This window comes from Desulfovibrio sp. 3_1_syn3 (genome assembly GCF_000145315.2).
Classification (GTDB): domain Bacteria; phylum Desulfobacterota; class Desulfovibrionia; order Desulfovibrionales; family Desulfovibrionaceae; genus Desulfovibrio; species Desulfovibrio fairfieldensis.
Map to the genome: position 1 here is coordinate 2391360 of NZ_ADDR02000001.1, position 19223 is coordinate 2410582.

Here is a 19223-nt window from a genome sequence, read left to right on the forward strand (position 1 = left end):
AAGGCTCCGGCATCCTTGCCAGAGCCGCCTTGCCTCTTTCCGGCAGCCACTGTAGTGTGGACAAAGTGGATAAAAAAGATCCACTTTCAAAGAACTTTGACCATACCACTTGAGGTGGTTGATTATGTGGCTGGAGCTGCAAACTGGCATCGGCGTGCCGTTGAGCAGGCAGGTTTACGAGCAGATAAAGGCCCTGATTCTGCGCGGCGATCTGAAAGCGGAAGAAAAACTGCCCTCCAGCCGCACCCTGGGCAAAGACCTGGGAATAGCGCGGCACACCGTGCTTGAGGCATACGAGCAGTTGCTTGCCGAAGGCTATCTGGAAGCGCGCCACGGCTCCGGAACCCGCGTTGCCCACGGCATAGCCGCCGTCATGCTGAAGCCGGGAACCGCCGTCCCCCTCCCGGTGCAAAGACGGCCGCAAGCCCACGTTATTGAAACAGGCTGCATCAATTTCCGTTCAGGCATTCCGGCCCTGGAGAACTTTCCTCAAAAGGAGTGGGGCAGACTGTACCGGGGCATTTGTGAGAGTCTGCCCGGCCGCGCCTTTCGCTACAGCAGTCCCGGCGGCGTATGGGAGTTGCGTGAAGCCATTGCGGCCTATCTTTTCAGGGTGCGCGGCATCCGCGTGCCGCCGGAACGGGTGATGATCACTTCCGGCTCCACGCAGGGTTTACGGATTGTGGCCGGGCTCCTGCGCGGGGATGGCGACACGGTGCTGGTGGAAGATCCCGTCCACACGGGACTGCTGGAGGTCGTCGCCAGGGCCGGATACGCCGTGGAGGGGCTGCGGGCCGATGAGCGCGGCATGGATACTTCCGCCCTGGAGACATTCAGTCGGCAAAAAGCGGCACGCATCGCCTTTGCCTATGTGACGCCATCACACCAATATCCCTTGGGCGGTGTGCTGCCGGTGCAACGCCGCCAGGCCCTGATCAGTTTTGCCCAAGAGTTTGGATGCCGCATTGTGGAGGACGATTACGACAGCGAATTCCGCTATGAAGGCGCTCCCCTCAGTTCTTTGTATGAACTCGCTCCTGAGACAGTGGTCTATCTGGGTTCATTCAGCAAAATACTCGCACCGGCCATGCGCCTGGGCTTCGCCATCGTGCCGGAAACTCTGCAAGAGCCCTGGAGGCGGGAAAAGCTATACACGGACGTGCACACAGACGCCCTGTCGCAACATGCGCTGGCCGCTTTCATCAGCGGGGGCGGTCTGGAACGGCATATCTGGAAAATGCGAAAGCTGTATCAGCGCAAACGGGCGCGCCTGCTGCAAAGCCTGGCGCGGCACTTCGGCGATCGCTTCGAGCTCAGGGGACAGGCTGCGGGCCTGCATCTGGTGGCGGCTTTTCCGGGTGTTGTTTTTACAAAGGAGCTTCTGGCCCGGCTTCATCAGCGCGGCGTCTCGGTCGTGCCGGTTGAGGCATATTCCCTCTGCCGGGACGACGCGCACGGGCACGAACTTATCCTGGGCTATGCGCACTTGAGCGAGGAAGAGCTGGACAGGGGCGTGGAGTTGCTCAAGGAGGGGCTTGCCGCCCGTTAGAGACGCGACCGCGTTTGCAATCCCTATTTCCGCAACAGCCTCAAAACCTCGCTGTTGTCTTCAACTGTTTCAAACGCTACGCGCAGCTCGTCGGGCAGTCGGATCGGCCTGCCGCTTTTAAGGTCGATATAGACCCAGTTGGTTTCCGCCTCGGCAAGCAGCGTCTTGTCCGCGCCGCGCCAGAACAGATAGCGGCGCAGGCTCTGCCGTGGCGCGAATGCAGAAACCCAGGTGGCCGCCGTGATGACTTCGCGCAGAAACGCCGGGCGCTTGTAGGTAATGGTGTGCTGCCTGACCACCCAGCTCTGACCCACGGCCTCGTAGCGCTCCATGCTCCAGCCCACGGAAGTGGAGTGCTGTATTGCCAAATCCTGCATCCACTGCACATAGCACAGATTGCTCACACGCTTCTGAATGTCGATATCCTGAGCTTCGACTATAATTTCTTGTGTAAATATGCGCATTACTTTCTCCCTGGTCCATAGGGGACGAAAACGAACGGCCGCTCTCGTATCCTTTCAGTATTTCATAAGATCCTCACTACTTCAACGGTCCTGTCACCTGCTTTCATCAGGGCATTTTTACAGGATCATTCCGTACCTCCTGATCCGGCAGAATCGCCGTTATAAATAGAAGGTTCCCGGTTGGATAGAGCAAAAAAGAAATACCGGGGAATACTATTTTTCTATAGCAATCTGTCTATGTTTTGCTATATTGAAACCATCAGACCCATCTGATGATATTATTCAAAGGAGGGTGTTTATGTTGATGGAAGCGGAATGCGAAACCTTGGTAGCTGCCTTCGACCGTGAAACTCGTCTTGCCCTGGCCCATTCAGCCTGCCTGATGCTGGCGCTGGACCGGGAGCTGTCCCCCAAAGACGCGGTAGCCGATGCATGCCAGGTTTTTTCCACCGTATTCCCAAAGAATGAGAAGGAATAATCAAGAAGGCCGGAGCGCTGGAGGATCGTCCTTATCTGCGCAAGCCCCCGGTTCCGGTGGAACCGGGGGCTCTTCATTATTCGTTGGAATTTCTAGTCACGCGGTTCCGGAGGACGCATGTTCGGATGATCCGGCTTCTGGTACGACCGCTTTTCCGGTTGCGGTTTCATATCAAGATGAGACTTTTTGTCCGGGCCGGCTTTGAATCTTGATAAAAGATAATGAAATTGTGCAGGACAACCTTCTTTGCTTCAATGGCCAGTACTTGACTTTTTTAGCTTTTAAGGCATAGCCTCTTAGCACTACTTTCTCGGCAGCGTTCACACCGCTGATAAAATGGTGTGCTCTGCCCGGCATACTTGCTGGGTTTCTTTTTGGGGTAGCCCAAACAGCATCTATTGCCGGGTCGATAGCTCCTAATACAATACCTGCAAGGGGAATAAGAGCAGCGTTCCGAGAACGTAGTTGAGTCCCGGCATTACTCATTTCCAAATGCCCACTACTAAATCTCGGAGCTTTTATGTCTGAACAAATTTTCCATCCCTCCCCATCCGGCCCAGGCAATCCCAGAGACGGCGACCAGTACCGGGAATATTACATCCCGATAAGAAGCGTTGAGGAAGAACAGGAATTATTGGAAGAATACGAAACGGATAGATTCGCCCACGCTTTGCGGGAAATCTACAATGAATTTTATTTGATGATAGAGCTAATGCGGGGCTATGCGGAAAACAATAACGATGAAGATTATACTTATTTTCTGCTTGCGCAAAACCTCCAAAAACCCTTGGACAGGCTGAGTCTTGCTTGTTCCACGATTGTGGATTGGGAATTAGTTTGTAGTAGGACTATCGGGGTAACCTCTTAGGCGGCTCCTAAATTTGTTAGAGAAAGGCCTCCCGACATAGCCGGGGGGCCTTTTTGCGCGCTTGCGCGCCCAATTGGATAAAGCCCATAAACAAAAGGCTCACGGGTTTCATTGAAACACCGTGAGTCTTGCTGAAACAGGGGGTGGTGGAGGCGGGGTCCACCAAAAATATCTCTTAATTACTGAATATAAAAGAGATAAAATTTTTATTTTTAAAAATTACTCAAATTCATACTCAAATAAAAAATTTCTCTGTTCGGTAGCGTGATACGGAATCGAGTTCGATTGCAGACATGACTCCGGTTCATTTCTTGTCTTTATCGCCACCTTGCTGCCGCGTATTCAAGTTTCCATTAAAGCTTTCAGTGAACAAGGTAAGGCCAGGATTTGGGGCTTTGGGGAACGGGGAACCATCCATTGCAAGTGTGGTTCCAGGATTAGGAGCAGGTGCAGGTTGCTGTGGTGTCGGTTGAGCAGGCTGTGATGACGAAGCCTGATTGGAAGCTTGGTTATTATTGTTCTCTGCCATAATGTTCCCCCCAATAAAATTAGTTGCTAAATATACGAATACCAAATCCGATCAAACCAGAAAATGTCGAGATGATCAACACCAACGACATAATCCTTAATCGTTTTCCAACCCGAGCCACGATAATCAGTAAATCCTCTATACCATCTACTACGGGTTGAAGCAAAGACTCAAGTAATTCAACTTCGAGTTGTTCTTCAGACGGAAAATGGTGTTTGTTTTCTTTCACCCAGACATATGAAAGCTTAATTTTTGCAAATGGGAGAGGGCGCTTTTCTCGCCCTCTGAGTAAATCGACGCCGCATACAAAAACGGCTAGAGCCGTGAGCAAAGAAATCCCGACAAACAAAAGACAAATGATTTCTGTTCGTGTCTGAGGATGGGATAACGCCCCGTTTTGAGCTACTTTGAAAAATATTGCAGCTGATAAGACAGCGCCAATTATAACACTTGCAAGTGTAATATAAGTCTTTATGTAGGTGAGCTGAATATTTTGTCTGTCTATGGCTAGGTGCCTGTATTCTTGGTAGGCATTAGCAAGCAATATAGATAAAGCACCTTGCCCACAAGCGGAACGGGTGCCTCCTTTTGATGAATCAACTTTTACTTGGTTTTCTCTATTGTTCATATTGGTCGATAACTATCTTGCGGTAGATTCTTTGTAAAGATGCCTGGTTTTGGGGTAGGCTCCAGAATGAGTCTTTTTCGCCTTGCTGTTTTTTCCAAGAATATGTATGCTCAAAGCATACATAAGAATACATGCGAACACGCAAGGAGTAAATATGCAGCCAGTCACGACAGTCCGGTTTGACCCGGAAATCCGTGAGCAACTCGACAAGATGGCCGAGCAGATGGACAGGCCCCGCGCTTGGATTATCAAGGAAGCCGTCGCCCAGTACCTTGAGCGTGAGGCATGGTATCTCGCCGAGGTGCAAAAGGGAATAGACGATGCGGAAGCGGGCAGAGTAATCAGCCATGAAGAAATGGGAGCGCGGTTAAAGGCCAAGGGCTTCAATGTCACACCGTAGCCCTCTGACAATTCAATGGACTGAAAGCGCATCGGAAGACATGGACGGCATAGCCGACTACCTGCTTGGCGAAGGCTTGGCTTTTGAGGATGTAGAGGGCTATGTGAAGCGCATCTTCAAGGCGCCTGAACACCTCGCCACGCTTCCGGGCGCGGGCAAGCCGGGGAGAGTTCCCAACACCAGAGAATGGCTTGTCAAAGACACGCCATACGCGCTTATTTACCGCGTGCTGGCCGATAGAGTGCAGATTCTGCGTGTCATGCACGGTAGCCGTCAGTTCCCAGAGCAATAACTATAGACCATCATAACCAACCAGGGCGGCACGGCTTTATGCAGCGCGACACTTCCCCGTAGGGTGTCCCGTGTATAAACCGCGCCGCCCTTGGCTTTTCCTGTTCATTAAAGTATCCTTTTATCCATGCTGAACCCAAAACTGATAACCATAGGAAAACTCAAGCTAGCTTATGAATTAAGCCAAATAGACGTTGACGGCCTTTATAAAGAACTCTTGCCGGACAACGTTTATCCTCTCGTCTTATGGGAAACAGCATATAATGAGCATTGGCTATGGTCTTTGAAAAGTAATGCTCAATGTTATGGCATTGATATCCCCCAATTCCCGGATACCAGCCCACTACCGGAAAAGTATTTTACTTATTTCATACACTCACATTCCATAAATTCTTTTTTTGACGAACTAAGAATAAAGACAAAAATTGATGCACTTGAAAGGGGAATAGATTATATAATTGAATGCACATATGGAATTGAGAACTTTCCATTTGAAGAAGAGAAGAAAGATCTTTTTGCATCTTTGCATGAAGAAGAGAGATTGATACAAAACTGGCAAAGAAAATCTGGCCCTCTTGTTATCCATTTCATGGAATCAACCAATTATGGATTCATCTCCAATCTTTTATTTGATTCTGTAGCCGTTGATAAGCGCCTATCTATCAAATTTTTTTCTGACTATACACTCAAACAAGAAGTGAAAGGAATCACCTTTGCCCTTGTAGAATCCATTATCAAATCACCTAAACATGAGACACCACAAAAGCAGACTACAGCGTCCCCCTCTACCGGCAGCAGGAAAAATATTGAGCGCATTAAGGCTACCCACCAAGTATGTGAAGAACTGGCGATAGAACTGCTTCAAGAAAGACAACTATTTGAAAACGATAGGAATACCTGGAAGCCTAACCTGCTCCGTAGCAATGGAAAGACCAACTGGGATATTTTTACTACAGAAGCAATGACACGCCTCGGCGATAAACCTCACCGTGTCGCAGCTAGAGAGGTATGGGAAAAAATTCCTGGCGATCTCAAGCACAACGGCAGGATGCCGGAACAATAAATGCTTAAGGCTTTCGACTTAATACTCCGTAATTCTTAAATAATAAGTCGCCCGTCAAGAAGTCTCCCAACAACAAGTCTCAACACAGCATACTTCATACTTTTTCCGCCAGTCTTTTCAGGCAGTTGTCCTTGTAGACCCAATTTCTACCAAGGAGACTGTTATGTATCAGAATCAACCCACAATTCCTGCTTTCGGTTTTCTACGTCTTCCCCAGGTTCTTGCCATCTTCCCCATCAGCAAAAGCGCATGGTGGGAGGGATGTCGCACGGGACGTTATCCCAAGCCGGTGAAGCTCGGCCCACGTACAACCGTCTGGCGGGCGGAAGATATCCGGGCGTTCATTGAACGCGTGGGCCAGCAGAGCGAGAGCAGCCATGAATAGCGATATTCGCCTGTCAGTCGGCTTTTTCGACCATCCCAAAACCATCAAACTTGAACGCCAGCTTGGCCTTGAGGGCGTAATCGCCCTCATGCGCCTTTGGCTGTGGGCCGCGCAGAACAGACCGAGCGGTATTCTTTCCGGCATGGATGAAGACGATATTGAGATTGCCGCCCGTTGGAAAGGCGAAGTAACGGCGTTCAACTGCGTTGTAACGGCTTTAAAACTGCTTGATAAAGTGAACGGCACATACCAGATTCACGATTGGCAGGAGCATAACGCATGGCAATCTGACGCTGAAAACCGCTCCAATGCTTCCCGGCTGGTCCGGATGGCGAAGACGTACCCGGAGATTTACAAGATTCTGGAAGATGCCGGAATCAAAGGTATTTCAAAAGACGTTTACGGCGTTGTAACGGCGTCCAACGACCCTAAAAGCCACCCTTGAACGACTCTTAACGGGAGCTTCAAGCCCTTTCCTTACCTTACCTCTCCTTTCCTCTCCCTGCCTTTCCTCTCTTTCCCAGGAAGAAAGAGAGACTTCACTACGTTCAGTCTCTTTGTCTGAGCCTGACGGCCCGGACGCGCAGCCGGAAAATCCACCAGAGAAAAAATCCCAAAAAACAAAACCCGCCCCGGAGCCGCTATCGGAAGACTCGGAGCCGTACCGGCTTGCCGTACTCATGCGGGACACACTCAAAGCCAACGTGCCGACCCTCAAAGAGCCTAATCTGCAAAAGTGGGCGCAGAGCTTCGCCGTAGCACTCCGCAACGACGAGCGCATGAAAGAGGCCGCTTTCGTGGCCGAGGTCATTAAGTGGGCCTGTTCTGACGGCTTCTGGAGGTCAAATATTCAAAGCCCGGACAAGTTGCAGGCAAAATTCGACCAGCTCACCGCGAAAATGGAAAACGAGACGGAAAAAGCTCGTACAGCGTCGAAAGCGGGGAAATGGGTATCTCCCGCGCAGAGGCGCGTTGAAGCGAATCAAGCCGCCTGTGAGGAGGCGGAACAGATGCTTTTCGGCAACTCCGCCCCGGTTGTCGCGGAGGTGGTCTATGACGCAAGCTGATTTCAAGCCGTTCTCCGTGCTTATTCAGGGTGTTGCCGAGTGTTACGGCCAGAGCTTGAGCGCCCAGGGCATAGCCTTGCGGTTCAAAGTGCTGGAACATTGCGACGTTAGCGAAGTTCAGAAAGCCGCGCTGTCCATCATGGCAACCCGAAAATATACGTCCATGCCGACCCCGGCTGACTTTCTGGAGCACATCAGCGGCGGCAGCGCCGAAGACAAGGCAGAGGTGGAGGCCGGCAAGGTGCTGGCCGCCATCGGTAAGCACGGCGCATATGCCAGTGTTGTTTTTGATGACTCGGTGACGCAGGCAGTCATCGTGCAGGCTTACGGCGGCTGGCCGAAATTGTGCGCTGATTGCGGAGTGGAAGAGTCGGAAAACTGGTTTCGTAAAAACTTTGCTAAAGTGTGGGCCGCGTATTCCCGCCAGGGCGTGAAGCTGACCGGCCATCTTCCCGGCATTTTTGAAATATCCAATTCCGCCAACGGCTACCATGAACATATCGAGCCGCCAAAACTGATAGGCGACCAAGATAAGGCTCGCGCCGTGCTGGAAGCAGGGAAAAACCCGCTTGCCATCACGAAAGACCCGGAGAACATACGCGGCGAAATCCGCGCCGTGTCCAGTGTGCTGGAAGCCTTTAGACTGGAGCAATAGCCATGTCGTTTCTTGTCCTGCATATGGATAAATTCAAGAAAGAGGCCGTCCGAGGCATTCAGAGCCACAACGAGCGGGAACGGGAGAGCCACAGTAACCCGGATATTGATTATGAGCGCAGCGCTAGAAACTATGAGCTTCAGGATCACGCGCCAGGGAGCTATGCCGAGGCCATCCAGAATCGTATCGACGACCTCTTGCTGGTCAAGGCTGTACGGAAAGATGCCGTGCATATGTGCGGCCTGATTGTGTCATCCGACAGCGCCTTTTTTGAACAGCTATCGCCGTACCATACAAAACGTTTTTTCGAGGAAAGCAAAAAGTTCCTTACGGAGTTTGTGGGCGCGGAAAACGTCATTTCCGCAAAAGTCCACATGGACGAGAAAACGCCGCACATGCATTTTCTGCATGTCCCGATTACGCCTGATGGACGCTTGAACGCGAACAAAATCTATACGCGGGAAAGTCTCAAAAAATTGCAAACCGAGTTTCCAGCCTATCTGCAAAGCAAGGGATTCAGCTTGCAGCGCGGCGTTGAACAGGAGCCGGGAGCGGCGAAAAAGCATCTGAACACGCGAGAGTTCAAGCAGCAGCAGGAAGCGCTTCACAATCTGGAACGGGAGGCGGAAAACGTCAAAGCCGAGATTGAACGGAAGCAGCGGGAGGAATCGGAGCTGCAGGAACGATTGCAGTTGATTGAGCGGCAAGCGCAGGAGGCGGAAAAGATATTATCCGCACAGTCGGAAATTCCCAAATCTTCCATGTTCAACCACAAGGCCGTGCGGGAAACAACGGATGAAATTATCGAGCGCCAAAAACAAGCGCTTGCTGACCGAAGCATTTTAACCGCGAAAAATCAGCAGCAAGAGACGGAAATTCAAGGCTTGAAGAAAACCGTCTCGGCATTGAACGACCAAGTTATGAATCTGACCGTGGATAAAGCCCAAGAGCAAAAACGGCATGGGGCAAGCCTCACAAAGCTGATGGACGAGAACCATAACCTTTCAGCCCGACTTGAGGAAATCGAGAAGTTTTTCCGCTGGAACCCGGAGGCCGATAAAATGCACCTTGATTACAGGCAGGAGCAGCGAAAAGAGGCAGAGCGCAAGGCAGCCGAGCAAAGGCTGCTGGCGCAAGAACGTGAGCAGCAGGAGCGCCAACGGCAGGAAGAACAAACCCGCCAAGCCAAGGAGCTTGAGCAGCAAAAAGCCTTGGAGCTTGAACGCAAGCGGGAAGAGCGCGAGCTTGCCAAGGTGCGTTCATTGGAACGGAGGCCGCGCGGTATGGGCATGGGCCGATGAATCCGCACCGCGTCTTTGCGGAAGTCAAAAGCATAGCTTACTATGCTATGCTTCACTTCGTGAAACGTGGGCGACCGTGCCGCTCGACCGCCAAAGGCAAAAAGACAAATCCGGGGCATGGCCCCGCCCAAAATACAGGAGCAAACAGCATGAATATCACCGCCAGCAGCGTCAAGGAAATCAAAGCCGAGCTATCCAAACTCAAACCCGTAAAAGTCACGCTGGACGGCAACCGAAGCCTGACCGTGAAAGAGGCAATTTTCGCCCTGGCCCCGACACTGGAACGGATGAAAAAGCGCGGCTTCGATATGCAGGAGATTGCCGATAAACTGCACGAAAAGGGGATTGAGGTGAAGCCGCCGACCTTGGCGAAGTATCTGAACGAGTTCCGACGCGGGAAAGACCGGAAAAAGGACACGCCCGCCACAATGCATGTACCGAAAGAAGACACACCGGAAAAGACAAAGCCTATACTGCCACAAGACCAACCAGCGCCGGAAGCTAGTACGGTAAAATCACCTCTCAGCGACATATCAGCACCGCCCCTTCAAGGGGCGGTTTGATTTGGCCCTATAAGGGCCTGTTACTCGTCCGCCCCCTGAAGGAGGCCAGACCTGACTTCCGCCGCTATTCCTAGCGACCCATAAATGGGTCTTTATGTTCAAACAAACTATGCTGATCGGCTATTTTGTCTCGTATCTCTTGCTCACGAATATACTTCAAAAGAGTGGCTTCATTCACCCCTACCGTGCTGAAAAAATAGCCTTTGCACCAGAAATGACGGTTCCCAAACTTATATTTCAAGTTCGAAAACTGCTCGAATATCATTAACGCGCTTTTTCCCTTCAAGTATCCCATGATTTGTGCCACGCTATACTTGGGAGGTATTTTTATGCACATGTGGACGTGATCAATACATGCATGCGCTTCTAATATTTCAATCTTTTTATACTCACACAACCTCCTTAATATCAGGCCAATTTCTTTCTTGTATTTGCCATAAATAATTTTGCACCTGAATTTCGGTGCAAACACGATATGATATTTGCAATTCCAACGCGTGTGCTCTAAACTTTGATCATCCATTGTCGCTCTCCTTTGCTACTACGGAAGTCAGGACAACTTTTTTGTAGCAAAGGAGAGCTTCTTTTTGACAGCTATAGGCTTCGCCTTTTTGGAACTCCCCGCTTAGCGGGGAGTTTTCGATCATAAATAAGAGCAGCGGCCCGGAAATTCCGGGCCGCTGCTTTTGTTATAAGGGGCTTTAGCCAGTTGAGCGAGCGTTTGCGAGCGAAACAGAAATCCACCCGCTATGCGGGTGGAAATAATTTGTTATACAAAAAACACCTTTCCCATACGATAGAGTTGTTCAAGCCCATCGTAATTTTTAAGGGAAAGGTGTTTTTATATGGGAACTCGAGTTCAAAGTTTAGCCCACACAAAATGGTTGTGCAAGTATCACATTGTCTTTTCTCCAAAATACAGGCGGAAAATAATATTTGCCAACATTCGAGAAAGTATCGGAGAAATTCTTAAGGACTTATGCAAATATAAAGGTGTTGAAATTATCGAGGGCCATCTCATGCCGGATCATGTGCACATGCTGGTGAGTATTCCTCCAAAAATCAGTGTATCAAGTTTCATGGGGTACCTGAAAGGAAAAAGCTCATTGATGATTTTCGATAAGCATGCAAACCTGAAGTACAAATTTGGCAATAGGAAATTCTGGGCGGAAGGATATTTCGTCAGTACGGTAGGACTCAATGAGGTAACGGTCAAAAAATACATTCAGCAGCAAGAGAAGCATGATATTCTGCAAGATCGAGTAAGTACCCGAGAATACCAAAACCCCTTCCAGGGGTAAGCCAAAGCGGCAAGGGCACTGGGCTTGAACAAAGTGAAAGCCAGCGCCTTTAGACGCTGGCCGGTAACAAGCCCTTATAGGGCTGGAGCAAACCACCCGCTATGCGGGTGGTTTTGATTTCTGTCTTCATATGATGGACTAATCGAAAACCCGTAATCGTGCTGCAAATCAGTTCAAGCCAATCAAGAGGAACTAACAAAACTTCGGCAAGGTCATTGACGATAAGGCCGTCCATTTCCTCTTCTGCAGAATACTGCTGCATCAAATGCACTACACTATTGATATGCCCGAAAACTTTGTTGAGAGCATCGTGCAGGTCATGGGCGTTGGTCTTTGTGAGCAAGTTTTGCTCATCCCGCAAAATGTAATCAGGTATTTCGTAGGAGCGGATTTCAAATGGCGGCTTGAGGTCACCAGAGTCAAGTTCGGACGGAACTTTTTGTTTATCGGGGGCATTGGCTGAATTCTGGCTGATAGTCAAAAGAGCTTCGGCGGTTTCTTGTAGCTTTTGGGCTAAGCTAGTGAAATCAGGAAGGCTTGGGCTTGAAGACGTACTTTCAAATGATGCACCGGACATAAAAACCTCGCTGGAGTTTTTGATTGGAGCCTTCAAAATGAAAGACTCCGGGCGCTCAAAACCGCCAGCGAGACGGCGGGCTATTTCCCTGTTGCCAGGTATTGTATTTCGCCCACACCCGGAGATATAATGCAGGAAGCTAGCGCCCCAAAAAGGGCACAAGAAAACCCACAAACTTACAGGGTGGGAGCCGTCGCTGGTCAAGGTGTTTTGAGCACCTGTTTTTCAAAACCATACCGTCTTATTAAAGTCAAGGTATTAAGTTAGCGAGGGCGTATGACGCAAACTAGAAATATTGTAAAATCAGAACAGGTTACTGACTCCGAAAGAATACTTTCGAGACTCTGCGAAAAATCTTTCCTAAGCTTGTGGTCATTTCCGAATGTCTACACTGATGATGGATTGGCTAGAGGACAAGGCAAGGAGCTTTGTGATTTATTGGTAGTCTTTAACGAGCATGTGCTAATTTTTTCAGATAAAGGTGAAGTCAAATTTTCTTCTGAAAAGGATTTATCTATCGCTTGGCCCAGATGGGTAAAAAAAGCCTTTCTAAAATCCGCATATCAAATCTACCAAGCTGAAAAATGGATTAAAAATTTTAGCTCTCGAATATTTGTTGATAAAAAGTGTACTCAATTATTTCCTATTCAAATTCCACCAGCAGATAAGATTAAAATTCACCGTATCGTTGTTACGCGTGGTATTTCAGAACATGCTAAAAGAGCATTTGGTGGTAATAGTAGCGGAACATTAATGTTGTTTCAACATCTTGTTGGTGAAGATGATCATTTTAAAATGCCATTCCATATTGGTTTTCCTGATAATAGTAAAAGGCTTGTTCATTTTTTTGATGACGAGAGTATTGATATAGTATTCAGGGAATTTGACACAATAAGTGATTTTACAAACTATTTGACAGATAAGGAAACATTTTTAACAACAAAAACAGCAATTGTTTCTGGGGAAGAAGATTTAGTTGGATTTTATCTATCAAGTATAGATGAAGATTCTATATCAGAAAGTCTTAATTTTCGTGGGTTCGACAGTTTTGAAAATATTGATTCGTTTATAATATCAGAAGGAATATATGATGATTTTAGAAGTAAGGGAATATATAAGGCTATAAAAGACTATACTGAAAGTTCTTATTTTTGGGATTCATTAATTGAAAGAATTGGTCAGTATGCTTTTACAGGAAATTGGGGTTATACTTCGGCAGAATGTTATGATGAAGAGATAATACCCCTAAAATATATGGCAGCAGAGTCAAGAATAAGCCGAACAATATTAGGCTCTGTCGACATTCATTTTAGCCAAAGTGAAATTGCTGCAAGCTGAACAAAAGCCAAAAATGAAACTGCCGTTTTACTGTATCTCGTGGCAATCCCACGAAAATGCTTCATCTTGCCAAACATTCTTTCAATAACATTCCGTTCTTTATACAAAAAAACATCGTAATTGCGAGGCGTGTTACGATTTAACTTTGGAGGAATAACCGCTTCGGCTCCCATTGCTTGTATAGCGTCGACTATATAGCCAGCATCATAGCCTTTATCCGCAAGAACGGCCTCGGCTCTTTGCTCTTCAAGCAGAGGGCATGCTTGAAGAAAGTCTGACTTTTCCCCGCCTGTCAGAATGAACCTCATCGGATTGCCCAAGGCGTCTGAAACTGCATGAATTTTTGTTCCAAAACCACCTCGTGACCGCCCTAACGCTTGGCATTGCTGCCCCCCCTAGCCCCGGCTGCATGCTGGTGCGCCCGGACTATGGTGCTGTCAATCATAAGCCACTCAGTGTCTGCATCGACGGCCAGAGTATTAAAAATCATTTGCCACACGCCATTTTTAGCCCAACGCATAAATCGTTTGTGGACATTTGACCACTTGCCGTACTCCGGCGGGAGGTCACGCCACGGGGCGCCTGTTTTAGCAATCCACATAACAGCTTCAATAAAAAGGCGATTGTCTTTGCTCGTTCGACCAGGATCGGTATCCTTGCCTGGCAAGGCTTCGCATATCCTCTCCCATTGATCATCTCGCAAGGCATGACGTTTTTGCACAACAACCTCCTGTGCTGCGCAAGTTTAACACACGTCAGCTTGAATGTCGACAGAATCTAGCAAATAGCTTTTCAGAGTGGGCTTGGCCTGCTTTTGAACAAGATGCAACCCAACTTCGCGTTCGTGTTCTGAATTCGCCGTCAAATTCAGATGTATGTTATGTTTTGCTAATTCTACCTCACTCATTGAAATATCCAGACCATGACTCATACCGAGAAGATAGAAAATCCTTTCTTATGACTTATTGCTTTGCGTGCAAGGACTTATATCCAGAATGCTCAATAACGGTAGGATTGGCCTTTGACCCGCGAAGCCCGACTCGATTTGGTGGTTATTGTGAAGATATGGCTTATATAGACTCTAGTGACTGGACTAAGGAACAGTTTAGAGAGGCAAAGAGAGTTCGAGATGAGTTAGGGTATTTTCAGAAAGTTAAACTTTCAATGGCTAACAATTCATATAGTGAAAAAAGAGAAAGTATAGTTGTTTCTGAATCGAGTCGCATAATTCACCACAAAGCAAAAAAAGAGAAAGCTAAGAAAAAAGAGGCAAAAAAACAAAGAAGAAAAAATAGAAAATCGAAGTAATCTTTTTCTTTCTCTATAGCCCCACTGGCCGATGCCGCTTGAGGAAAATGAGTAAATCTGCATAAGTCTGCAACATAGCCCGCCGTTCCTGAATCCTGGCATAAGGATCGCGTCGATTATAGGCTTTTCTGATTTTATTGTCCTCGGCGTGTGAAAGCTGAATTTCTATTAAGTCCGGGTCATATGGGGGCAGGTCAAAGCCCTTTATCTCATGCGTCTTGTTGCCGTTCAAGATGGTGCTTGCCATTGCCCGGAATCCGTGCGTGGTGAAATCGCCGGACTGGTACTTCATGCGCCGTAGGGCCATGAGCAGAGTTGCCGTGGTAATGTGTTCGCCACGGCCACGGCTGGAAGATGGAAAGATGAATTTCCCGTTGCCGCTGAAATCGTGCAGACGCTTTAGGAGTTCTACGGCCTGACGGGGCAGGGGAACCACATGGTCAAATCCGGGCTTCATACGTTCGGCCTTGATATACCATTCAGCCTTGTCAAAATTGATTTCCTCCCACATGCCGCCGACCAGCTCACCGGGGCGCAGCATCACATAGGGCGCGATCTGAAGCGCCAAAGCAACCGGGTAGGTCTGCCGTCCTTCCGATTCTTCAATCTTGCACAGCAATTCGCCTATCTCGTCTGGTTCCGTGATGGTGGCCAGCTTGCCCTTGACCGGGCGGGGAAGGTCTTCTTTCTTATACTGCTGCAAATCGAAAATGATGTTCTTGTCTGCAAGGTAGCGGAAGCGAGCAGCGTAGTTCAAAATCTCGATGCACATGGCGCAGATGCGGTGCGCCGTTTCAAGAGCGCCCCGGCGCTTGAGCGGAACGAATGCCTTGTCAAAATCGCTCAAGGTCAGCTCGTTAATGTTCTTCATGCCGATGACGGGAAAGATATTGCCGACAAAGCGTTCCTTGTTGCGCTTGGCGTGGCTGGCTTCCCATTTGTTTTCAGTGCGGTCGTCTAGCCAGACTTCGGCCACCGCCTTGAACGTCTTGAATGCGGCGGTTTGCTTTTCAATCTTCCTTTCCAGTGATGGGTCAATGCCGTTATCAATGGCTTTTCTGACCTCGTGGGCGCGTTCTCTGGCTTCTTTCTAGGGAAACGGTAGGGTAGTCACCGAGAGAAATCATTTTTGCCGTGCCGTTGAGCAGATAGCGGAAGCGCCAGAGTTTGGAGCCGTCCTTTTTGCGGTCGCTGGCGGGTTTGACGGCAAGGGTCAGGCCGGGAGTTTTGGCGTCGGTAAAGCGTTGCTCTTTCTCGGCGGGTTTCAATCCTTCGATGAATTTGACCGTGAGTTCAAGACGGCTTTTCTTTTCCTTCGGTTCGCTTGCCATATCCCACCTGCTTTTCCAAAAATTTGAGTATGCAATTTGAGTATCTTTTATCTCTAAAAGCAAAATACTCAAAAACGTACTCAAGTCAATTGAGTACGAAATGGGTTTTCATCGGATTGGCTCGGACAATAGAGAAGGCCAAAACCCTTGTCTTTCAAGCGGTTTTGGCCTTTCAATGGTGGAGGCGGGGGGAATCGAACCCCCGTCCGCGAATACTCCACGCGAAGCATCTACAGGCTTAGGCCAGGATTAAATCTCGCCGCGCTGGTGGCCCCTGACCAAGCGCAACGCGGCAAGCCCGCCGGTGACAGTCTCACGGAAAACCCCGGCGAGCGCCGGTTTCCGCCAGCCTGATAAATGTCGCCGCTCGGGATTATCAGGCGTGGTCCCGAGCAGCGCGACCGGCTATGCGGTCAGTTGCCTCGCTGACTAGGCAGCGTAAGCGTAGTCGTAATCGTTGTTGGCAATTACTGTGTTGCCGCTTTTTTACGAGGCCAGCGGCGCCTCGGCCTGCCGCTCCGGCTTCTACATCCACGTCGAAACCAGTGCGCCCCCATATTCGGGTAGGTGAATAGAATAAGTCGCTTGCGCTCGCTTGGCAAGCTCAGCGGACATAAAAATGCGAAAGCGGGCCCTTGAGACACATATGATAGCGGCTGAACAAGGGGTTGTCGGCCTCCTGTTCCGGTTCCCGCAAGGCGGTGTGGGCCTGACAGGCCACTTCCACGCCATGCGAGAGCAGGGCCAGCCGGGCCAGTTCCTGAAAGCGGCGTTGCAAGGCGGGCTTGCGGGAAATGAGTTCACAGACTTTTTCCGCATCGTTGTCGCTGCCTTCAACCACCAGGCGGCCCTCCGGCGAGAGGTAAAGATGCAGGCGTTCTTCCAGCTCCAGCTTCCCGGCGTCCAGTTGCCCGTGCAACAGGGCCATGAACGATTCCTGCAGGCTGTCCAAATGCGCCTCCAGGGCTTGCGAAAGTTCACGGCCATCCCGGCTCAGGCTTTGCAGGGCGTGGGATGCTCTGCCCCCCAGCGACAGCGGCGCAACATCGCCGGAATCGGACTCCACAGCCGCCGCAACCGAGGCGGAAACGCCGGACTGCATATGGACCATGCTGGTGAGGTGGTTCTGACTGTCGGTATTCACGAACTCCTCCAGTGGAGTGATTTCTCCGGCATACAATGCTCTTGGATGTCCCCGGCTGTTTGCACGAACATCCACGGCTATTTTTTCCCTTGCGTGTGCTTACCCCGCACTTAAGCAAAATAGGTGCCAGCACGGCTTGAGCTTTCCATCGCCCTTAAAAGTCTAGAGAAATTTAAGAGAGGCGGCCCAGCCTATGGGAAAAGCAGTGCTATGCCGTATGCGTTCCCGGTTCCGACGGCGCGTTTTTGACGACTTTTCCACAGGAGATTTCAGTCCGAGAGCGACGGAAGACCGGCAGTGCGGCAAAATTTGCCAGTGGCTGTGTGGGAGGAAGGGAGCGAAAGAGAAAAGCAGTGGAACAGCGGAATCAGGCTTCCAAACTGCGCGCCAGGGCTTCCCCCTGAGGGCCGCCGCCCGCCATCCGGGCCAATTCCTCATGCCGGGCCGGGCCGTCAAGCGGCGAGCAAAGCGTAAAGGTGGCATCCTCGCGGACCACTTTACTGATCTGAAAATGTTTGCGCGCCCGCGCGGCCAGTTGGGGCCAGTGGGTGATCAGCAACATCTGGCGCTGTTCGGCCAGGGCATTGAGCTTTTCCGCCAGCTTGTTCAAGGTCAGGCCGCCCACACCGGCGTCCACCTCATCAAAGATATATGTGGCGCTTTCCGCGTCCCGGCGCACGCTGGTGAGGGCCAGCAAAAAGCGTGACAGTTCGCCGCCCGAAGCGATGCGGTCCAAGGGCTGTGGAGGCTGGCCCGGATTGGGGGCCCAGAGAATGCGTACCCGTTCGTCCGCAACGCCCTGCCAGAGTTCCTGCGGCACAAAATCGGGAATCACCCGCACCTGTTCGGAGAAGCCCAGATCGCGTAACTGGTCTTCCAGGCTATGGGCAAAAGAGCTTGCGGCTTCCCGGCGTACAGGCCGGATACGCTCCACCACGGCCGCCAGTTTTTCCGCCAGCGCGGCTTCTTCTTTGGCAAGGCGCGAGAGGTCCAGCGCACAGACGTCCAGAAAAGAGAGGTTCTCTTCGATTTCTCCGCGCAGGGCAAGGATTTCCGGCAGACTGCGCCGCAGCTTGCGCTTAAGCTGGGCCAGGGCGAAGAGGCGCTCCTCCACCTTGTCCATGTCCATCTCCTCATCGGGCAGAGGAGGGCGGCGCAAATGATTGCCCAGGTGCACCAGTTGCTGACGCAGAGCGGCAACAGCCTCGGCCTCCGGGGCCAGAACCGCGTCGTCCCGGCTCATGGCGTGGATGAGGCGTTCAAAGCGCCCAAGCATATCCAGCAGGCCCGGCCCGTCCTCGCCGTGCAGCAGCGTCAGGGCGTTCTCATAATTCTCCCGCAGATGCTCCTGCGAGCGGACCTGGGCGCGCAATTCTTCCAGATGCTCTTCCTCGCCTTCTTCAGGCGATACTTTATCTATCTCCTGCTGCTGCATTTCCAGCAGGTCGCGCCTGTCGGCCAGGCTGGCCTGCTTTGCCGACAGGGCCTTACGCCGGGCTGAAACTTCCTGTAGTTGGCCGAGCAGGGCGTCGCGCTCTTCCAGCAGCTCGGGCCGGGGAAAGGCGCTCTCCATCAGTTTGGCCTGAAAGGCAGGCTGCAAAAGTTGCTGCTGGCCGTGCTGGCTGGTGTGCGTCACCAGACGCGCGCGCAGATCACGCAGGCTTTCCTGTGAACTCAGGGCGTCGTTGATGTATAAGCGGCTGCGGCCGCTCTCGGCCAGCAGTTCGCGCCGCAACACCAGATCCTGATCGCCAAGGGTGAACAGCGCCTCCACCTGGGCCCGTTGCGCGCCGGGGCGCACCATTTCGGCGCTCAGCCTGTCGCCCAGCAGAAAGCCCAGAGCCTTGAGGATAAAACTTTTACCCGCGCCGGTTTCGCCGGTAAGCACATTCATGCCCGGCGAAAAGTCCAGCTCCATATCTTCGATCAGGGCCAGATTACGGATGCGCAGATATTCCAGCATGGTTGTTTACAACTTCAAGC

At 50.6% G+C, this 19223-nt stretch carries 26 protein-coding genes and 1 other RNA gene; 15 read left to right on the top strand and 12 right to left on the bottom strand.

Annotation, left to right across the window (positions count from 1 at the left end; genetic code table 11):
• Positions 1-124 precede the first annotated feature (124 nt).
• Complete coding sequence (gene pdxR / locus HMPREF0326_RS10135) at positions 125-1549, top strand: MocR-like pyridoxine biosynthesis transcription factor PdxR (RefSeq protein WP_020990499.1); 1425 nt, start codon at positions 125-127, stop codon at positions 1547-1549.
• Positions 1550-1572: 23 nt separating this feature from the next.
• Here the strand turns inward: pdxR and HMPREF0326_RS10140 are convergent, their stop codons facing one another.
• Positions 1573-2013, bottom strand: a complete 441-nt coding sequence (locus tag HMPREF0326_RS10140; RefSeq protein ID WP_008684039.1) for an acyl-CoA thioesterase — start codon at positions 2011-2013, stop codon at positions 1573-1575.
• 298 nt (positions 2014-2311) lie between these two features.
• Between HMPREF0326_RS10140 and HMPREF0326_RS10145 the strand changes: the two genes are divergently transcribed.
• Entirely contained in the window at positions 2312-2491 is a 180-nt protein-coding gene (locus HMPREF0326_RS10145; RefSeq protein WP_009301618.1) for a hypothetical protein, read from the top strand.
• A gap of 171 nt (positions 2492-2662) precedes the next feature.
• Here the strand turns inward: HMPREF0326_RS10145 and HMPREF0326_RS16810 are convergent, their stop codons facing one another.
• Positions 2663-2983: a hypothetical protein gene (locus tag HMPREF0326_RS16810; RefSeq protein WP_147568409.1), complete on the bottom strand. Its 321-nt coding sequence runs from the start codon at positions 2981-2983 to the stop codon at positions 2663-2665.
• A 28-nt stretch (positions 2984-3011) separates the two neighbouring features.
• Between HMPREF0326_RS16810 and HMPREF0326_RS10150 the strand changes: the two genes are divergently transcribed.
• Positions 3012-3359 carry a hypothetical protein gene (locus tag HMPREF0326_RS10150; protein ID WP_008684037.1) on the top strand — a complete coding sequence of 116 codons (348 nt, stop codon included), beginning with the start codon at positions 3012-3014 and terminating at the stop codon, positions 3357-3359.
• A 304-nt stretch (positions 3360-3663) separates the two neighbouring features.
• On the opposite strand, the gene HMPREF0326_RS16815 is transcribed toward HMPREF0326_RS10150, so the two are convergent.
• The gene (locus HMPREF0326_RS16815) at positions 3664-3888 is read right to left on the bottom strand and encodes a hypothetical protein (RefSeq protein WP_147568410.1); all 225 of its coding nucleotides are present in this window, start codon (positions 3886-3888) and stop codon (positions 3664-3666) included.
• A 19-nt stretch (positions 3889-3907) separates the two neighbouring features.
• Positions 3908-4516 (bottom strand): hypothetical protein, encoded by a 609-nt coding sequence (locus HMPREF0326_RS16820; RefSeq protein ID WP_020990500.1) that lies wholly within the window; start codon positions 4514-4516, stop codon positions 3908-3910.
• 154 nt (positions 4517-4670) lie between these two features.
• Here HMPREF0326_RS16820 and HMPREF0326_RS10155 point away from each other — a divergent pair, with 154 nt between their 5' ends.
• The 9 genes from HMPREF0326_RS10155 (at position 4671) to HMPREF0326_RS10190 (ending at position 10241) form a co-directional block, all read left to right on the top strand.
• A complete protein-coding gene (locus HMPREF0326_RS10155; RefSeq protein ID WP_008684036.1) occupies positions 4671-4916 on the top strand; it encodes a CopG family ribbon-helix-helix protein in 246 nt (81 codons plus the stop codon).
• Entirely contained in the window at positions 4903-5208 is a 306-nt protein-coding gene (locus HMPREF0326_RS10160; RefSeq protein WP_008684035.1) for a type II toxin-antitoxin system RelE/ParE family toxin, read from the top strand. The genes HMPREF0326_RS10155 and HMPREF0326_RS10160 overlap by 14 nt, the downstream gene beginning before the upstream one ends.
• A 126-nt stretch (positions 5209-5334) precedes the next feature.
• The gene (locus HMPREF0326_RS16825; protein WP_008684034.1) at positions 5335-6270 is read left to right on the top strand and encodes a hypothetical protein; all 936 of its coding nucleotides are present in this window, start codon (positions 5335-5337) and stop codon (positions 6268-6270) included.
• A gap of 163 nt (positions 6271-6433) precedes the next feature.
• Positions 6434-6655, top strand: coding sequence for a helix-turn-helix transcriptional regulator (locus tag HMPREF0326_RS10165; RefSeq protein ID WP_008684032.1), 222 nt, complete (start codon positions 6434-6436; stop codon positions 6653-6655).
• Positions 6648-7100: a hypothetical protein gene (locus HMPREF0326_RS10170; RefSeq protein ID WP_008684029.1), complete on the top strand. Its 453-nt coding sequence runs from the start codon at positions 6648-6650 to the stop codon at positions 7098-7100. Before HMPREF0326_RS10165 ends, HMPREF0326_RS10170 begins: the two co-directional genes overlap by 8 nt.
• A gap of 112 nt (positions 7101-7212) precedes the next feature.
• Entirely contained in the window at positions 7213-7722 is a 510-nt protein-coding gene (locus tag HMPREF0326_RS15570; RefSeq protein WP_008684027.1) for a hypothetical protein, read from the top strand.
• Positions 7709-8377, top strand: coding sequence for a DUF6475 domain-containing protein (locus HMPREF0326_RS10180; RefSeq protein WP_008684025.1), 669 nt, complete (start codon positions 7709-7711; stop codon positions 8375-8377). The genes HMPREF0326_RS15570 and HMPREF0326_RS10180 overlap by 14 nt, the downstream gene beginning before the upstream one ends.
• A gap of 2 nt (positions 8378-8379) precedes the next feature.
• Positions 8380-9678 (top strand): MobV family relaxase, encoded by a 1299-nt coding sequence (gene mobV / locus HMPREF0326_RS15575; protein WP_008684024.1) that lies wholly within the window; start codon positions 8380-8382, stop codon positions 9676-9678.
• Positions 9679-9827: 149 nt separating this feature from the next.
• Positions 9828-10241, top strand: coding sequence for a hypothetical protein (locus HMPREF0326_RS10190; protein WP_020990502.1), 414 nt, complete (start codon positions 9828-9830; stop codon positions 10239-10241).
• A 70-nt stretch (positions 10242-10311) separates the two neighbouring features.
• Here the strand turns inward: HMPREF0326_RS10190 and tnpA (HMPREF0326_RS10195) are convergent, their stop codons facing one another.
• Entirely contained in the window at positions 10312-10764 is a 453-nt protein-coding gene (tnpA, locus tag HMPREF0326_RS10195; RefSeq protein ID WP_020990503.1) for an IS200/IS605 family transposase, read from the bottom strand.
• Positions 10765-11086: 322 nt separating this feature from the next.
• Here tnpA (HMPREF0326_RS10195) and tnpA (HMPREF0326_RS10200) point away from each other — a divergent pair, with 322 nt between their 5' ends.
• Positions 11087-11542 carry an IS200/IS605 family transposase gene (gene tnpA / locus HMPREF0326_RS10200; RefSeq protein ID WP_008686514.1) on the top strand — a complete coding sequence of 152 codons (456 nt, stop codon included), beginning with the start codon at positions 11087-11089 and terminating at the stop codon, positions 11540-11542.
• 49 nt (positions 11543-11591) lie between these two features.
• Here tnpA (HMPREF0326_RS10200) and HMPREF0326_RS10205 read toward each other — a convergent pair whose 3' ends face one another.
• Entirely contained in the window at positions 11592-12323 is a 732-nt protein-coding gene (locus tag HMPREF0326_RS10205) for a hypothetical protein (protein ID WP_147568412.1), read from the bottom strand.
• 72 nt (positions 12324-12395) lie between these two features.
• Between HMPREF0326_RS10205 and HMPREF0326_RS16830 the strand changes: the two genes are divergently transcribed.
• Entirely contained in the window at positions 12396-13457 is a 1062-nt protein-coding gene (locus HMPREF0326_RS16830) for a hypothetical protein (protein WP_008684017.1), read from the top strand.
• Here the strand turns inward: HMPREF0326_RS16830 and HMPREF0326_RS16155 are convergent.
• Positions 13424-14178, bottom strand: a protein-coding gene (locus HMPREF0326_RS16155) for an IS5 family transposase (RefSeq protein ID WP_147568413.1) whose coding sequence is annotated in 2 segments (ribosomal slippage) — positions 13424-13854 and positions 13854-14178 — 756 coding nt in all. Because the reading frame shifts where the segments join, the coding sequence is not laid out codon by codon here. The genes HMPREF0326_RS16830 and HMPREF0326_RS16155 overlap by 34 nt on opposite strands.
• A gap of 344 nt (positions 14179-14522) precedes the next feature.
• Here HMPREF0326_RS16155 and HMPREF0326_RS16835 point away from each other — a divergent pair.
• A complete protein-coding gene (locus tag HMPREF0326_RS16835) occupies positions 14523-14765 on the top strand; it encodes a hypothetical protein (RefSeq protein ID WP_147568414.1) in 243 nt (80 codons plus the stop codon).
• 13 nt (positions 14766-14778) lie between these two features.
• Here the strand turns inward: HMPREF0326_RS16835 and HMPREF0326_RS10215 are convergent, their stop codons facing one another.
• The 5 genes from HMPREF0326_RS10215 to HMPREF0326_RS10230 all read right to left on the bottom strand — a co-directional run bounded on the left by HMPREF0326_RS10215 (position 14779) and on the right by HMPREF0326_RS10230 (position 19203).
• On the bottom strand, positions 14779-15741 hold the full coding sequence (locus HMPREF0326_RS10215; protein WP_020990505.1) for a tyrosine-type recombinase/integrase: 963 nt from the start codon (positions 15739-15741) through the stop codon (positions 14779-14781).
• 70 nt (positions 15742-15811) lie between these two features.
• Positions 15812-16168: an Arm DNA-binding domain-containing protein gene (locus HMPREF0326_RS10220; RefSeq protein ID WP_008684013.1), complete on the bottom strand. Its 357-nt coding sequence runs from the start codon at positions 16166-16168 to the stop codon at positions 15812-15814.
• A gap of 104 nt (positions 16169-16272) precedes the next feature.
• Positions 16273-16651, bottom strand: a transfer-messenger RNA (tmRNA) gene (gene ssrA / locus HMPREF0326_RS16160).
• Between the two features lie 49 nt (positions 16652-16700).
• Complete coding sequence (locus HMPREF0326_RS10225) at positions 16701-17240, bottom strand: hypothetical protein (RefSeq protein ID WP_020990507.1); 540 nt, start codon at positions 17238-17240, stop codon at positions 16701-16703.
• A 367-nt stretch (positions 17241-17607) separates the two neighbouring features.
• Positions 17608-19203, bottom strand: coding sequence for a DNA repair protein RecN (locus tag HMPREF0326_RS10230; protein WP_008684011.1), 1596 nt, complete (start codon positions 19201-19203; stop codon positions 17608-17610).
• Positions 19204-19223: the final 20 nt, after the last annotated feature.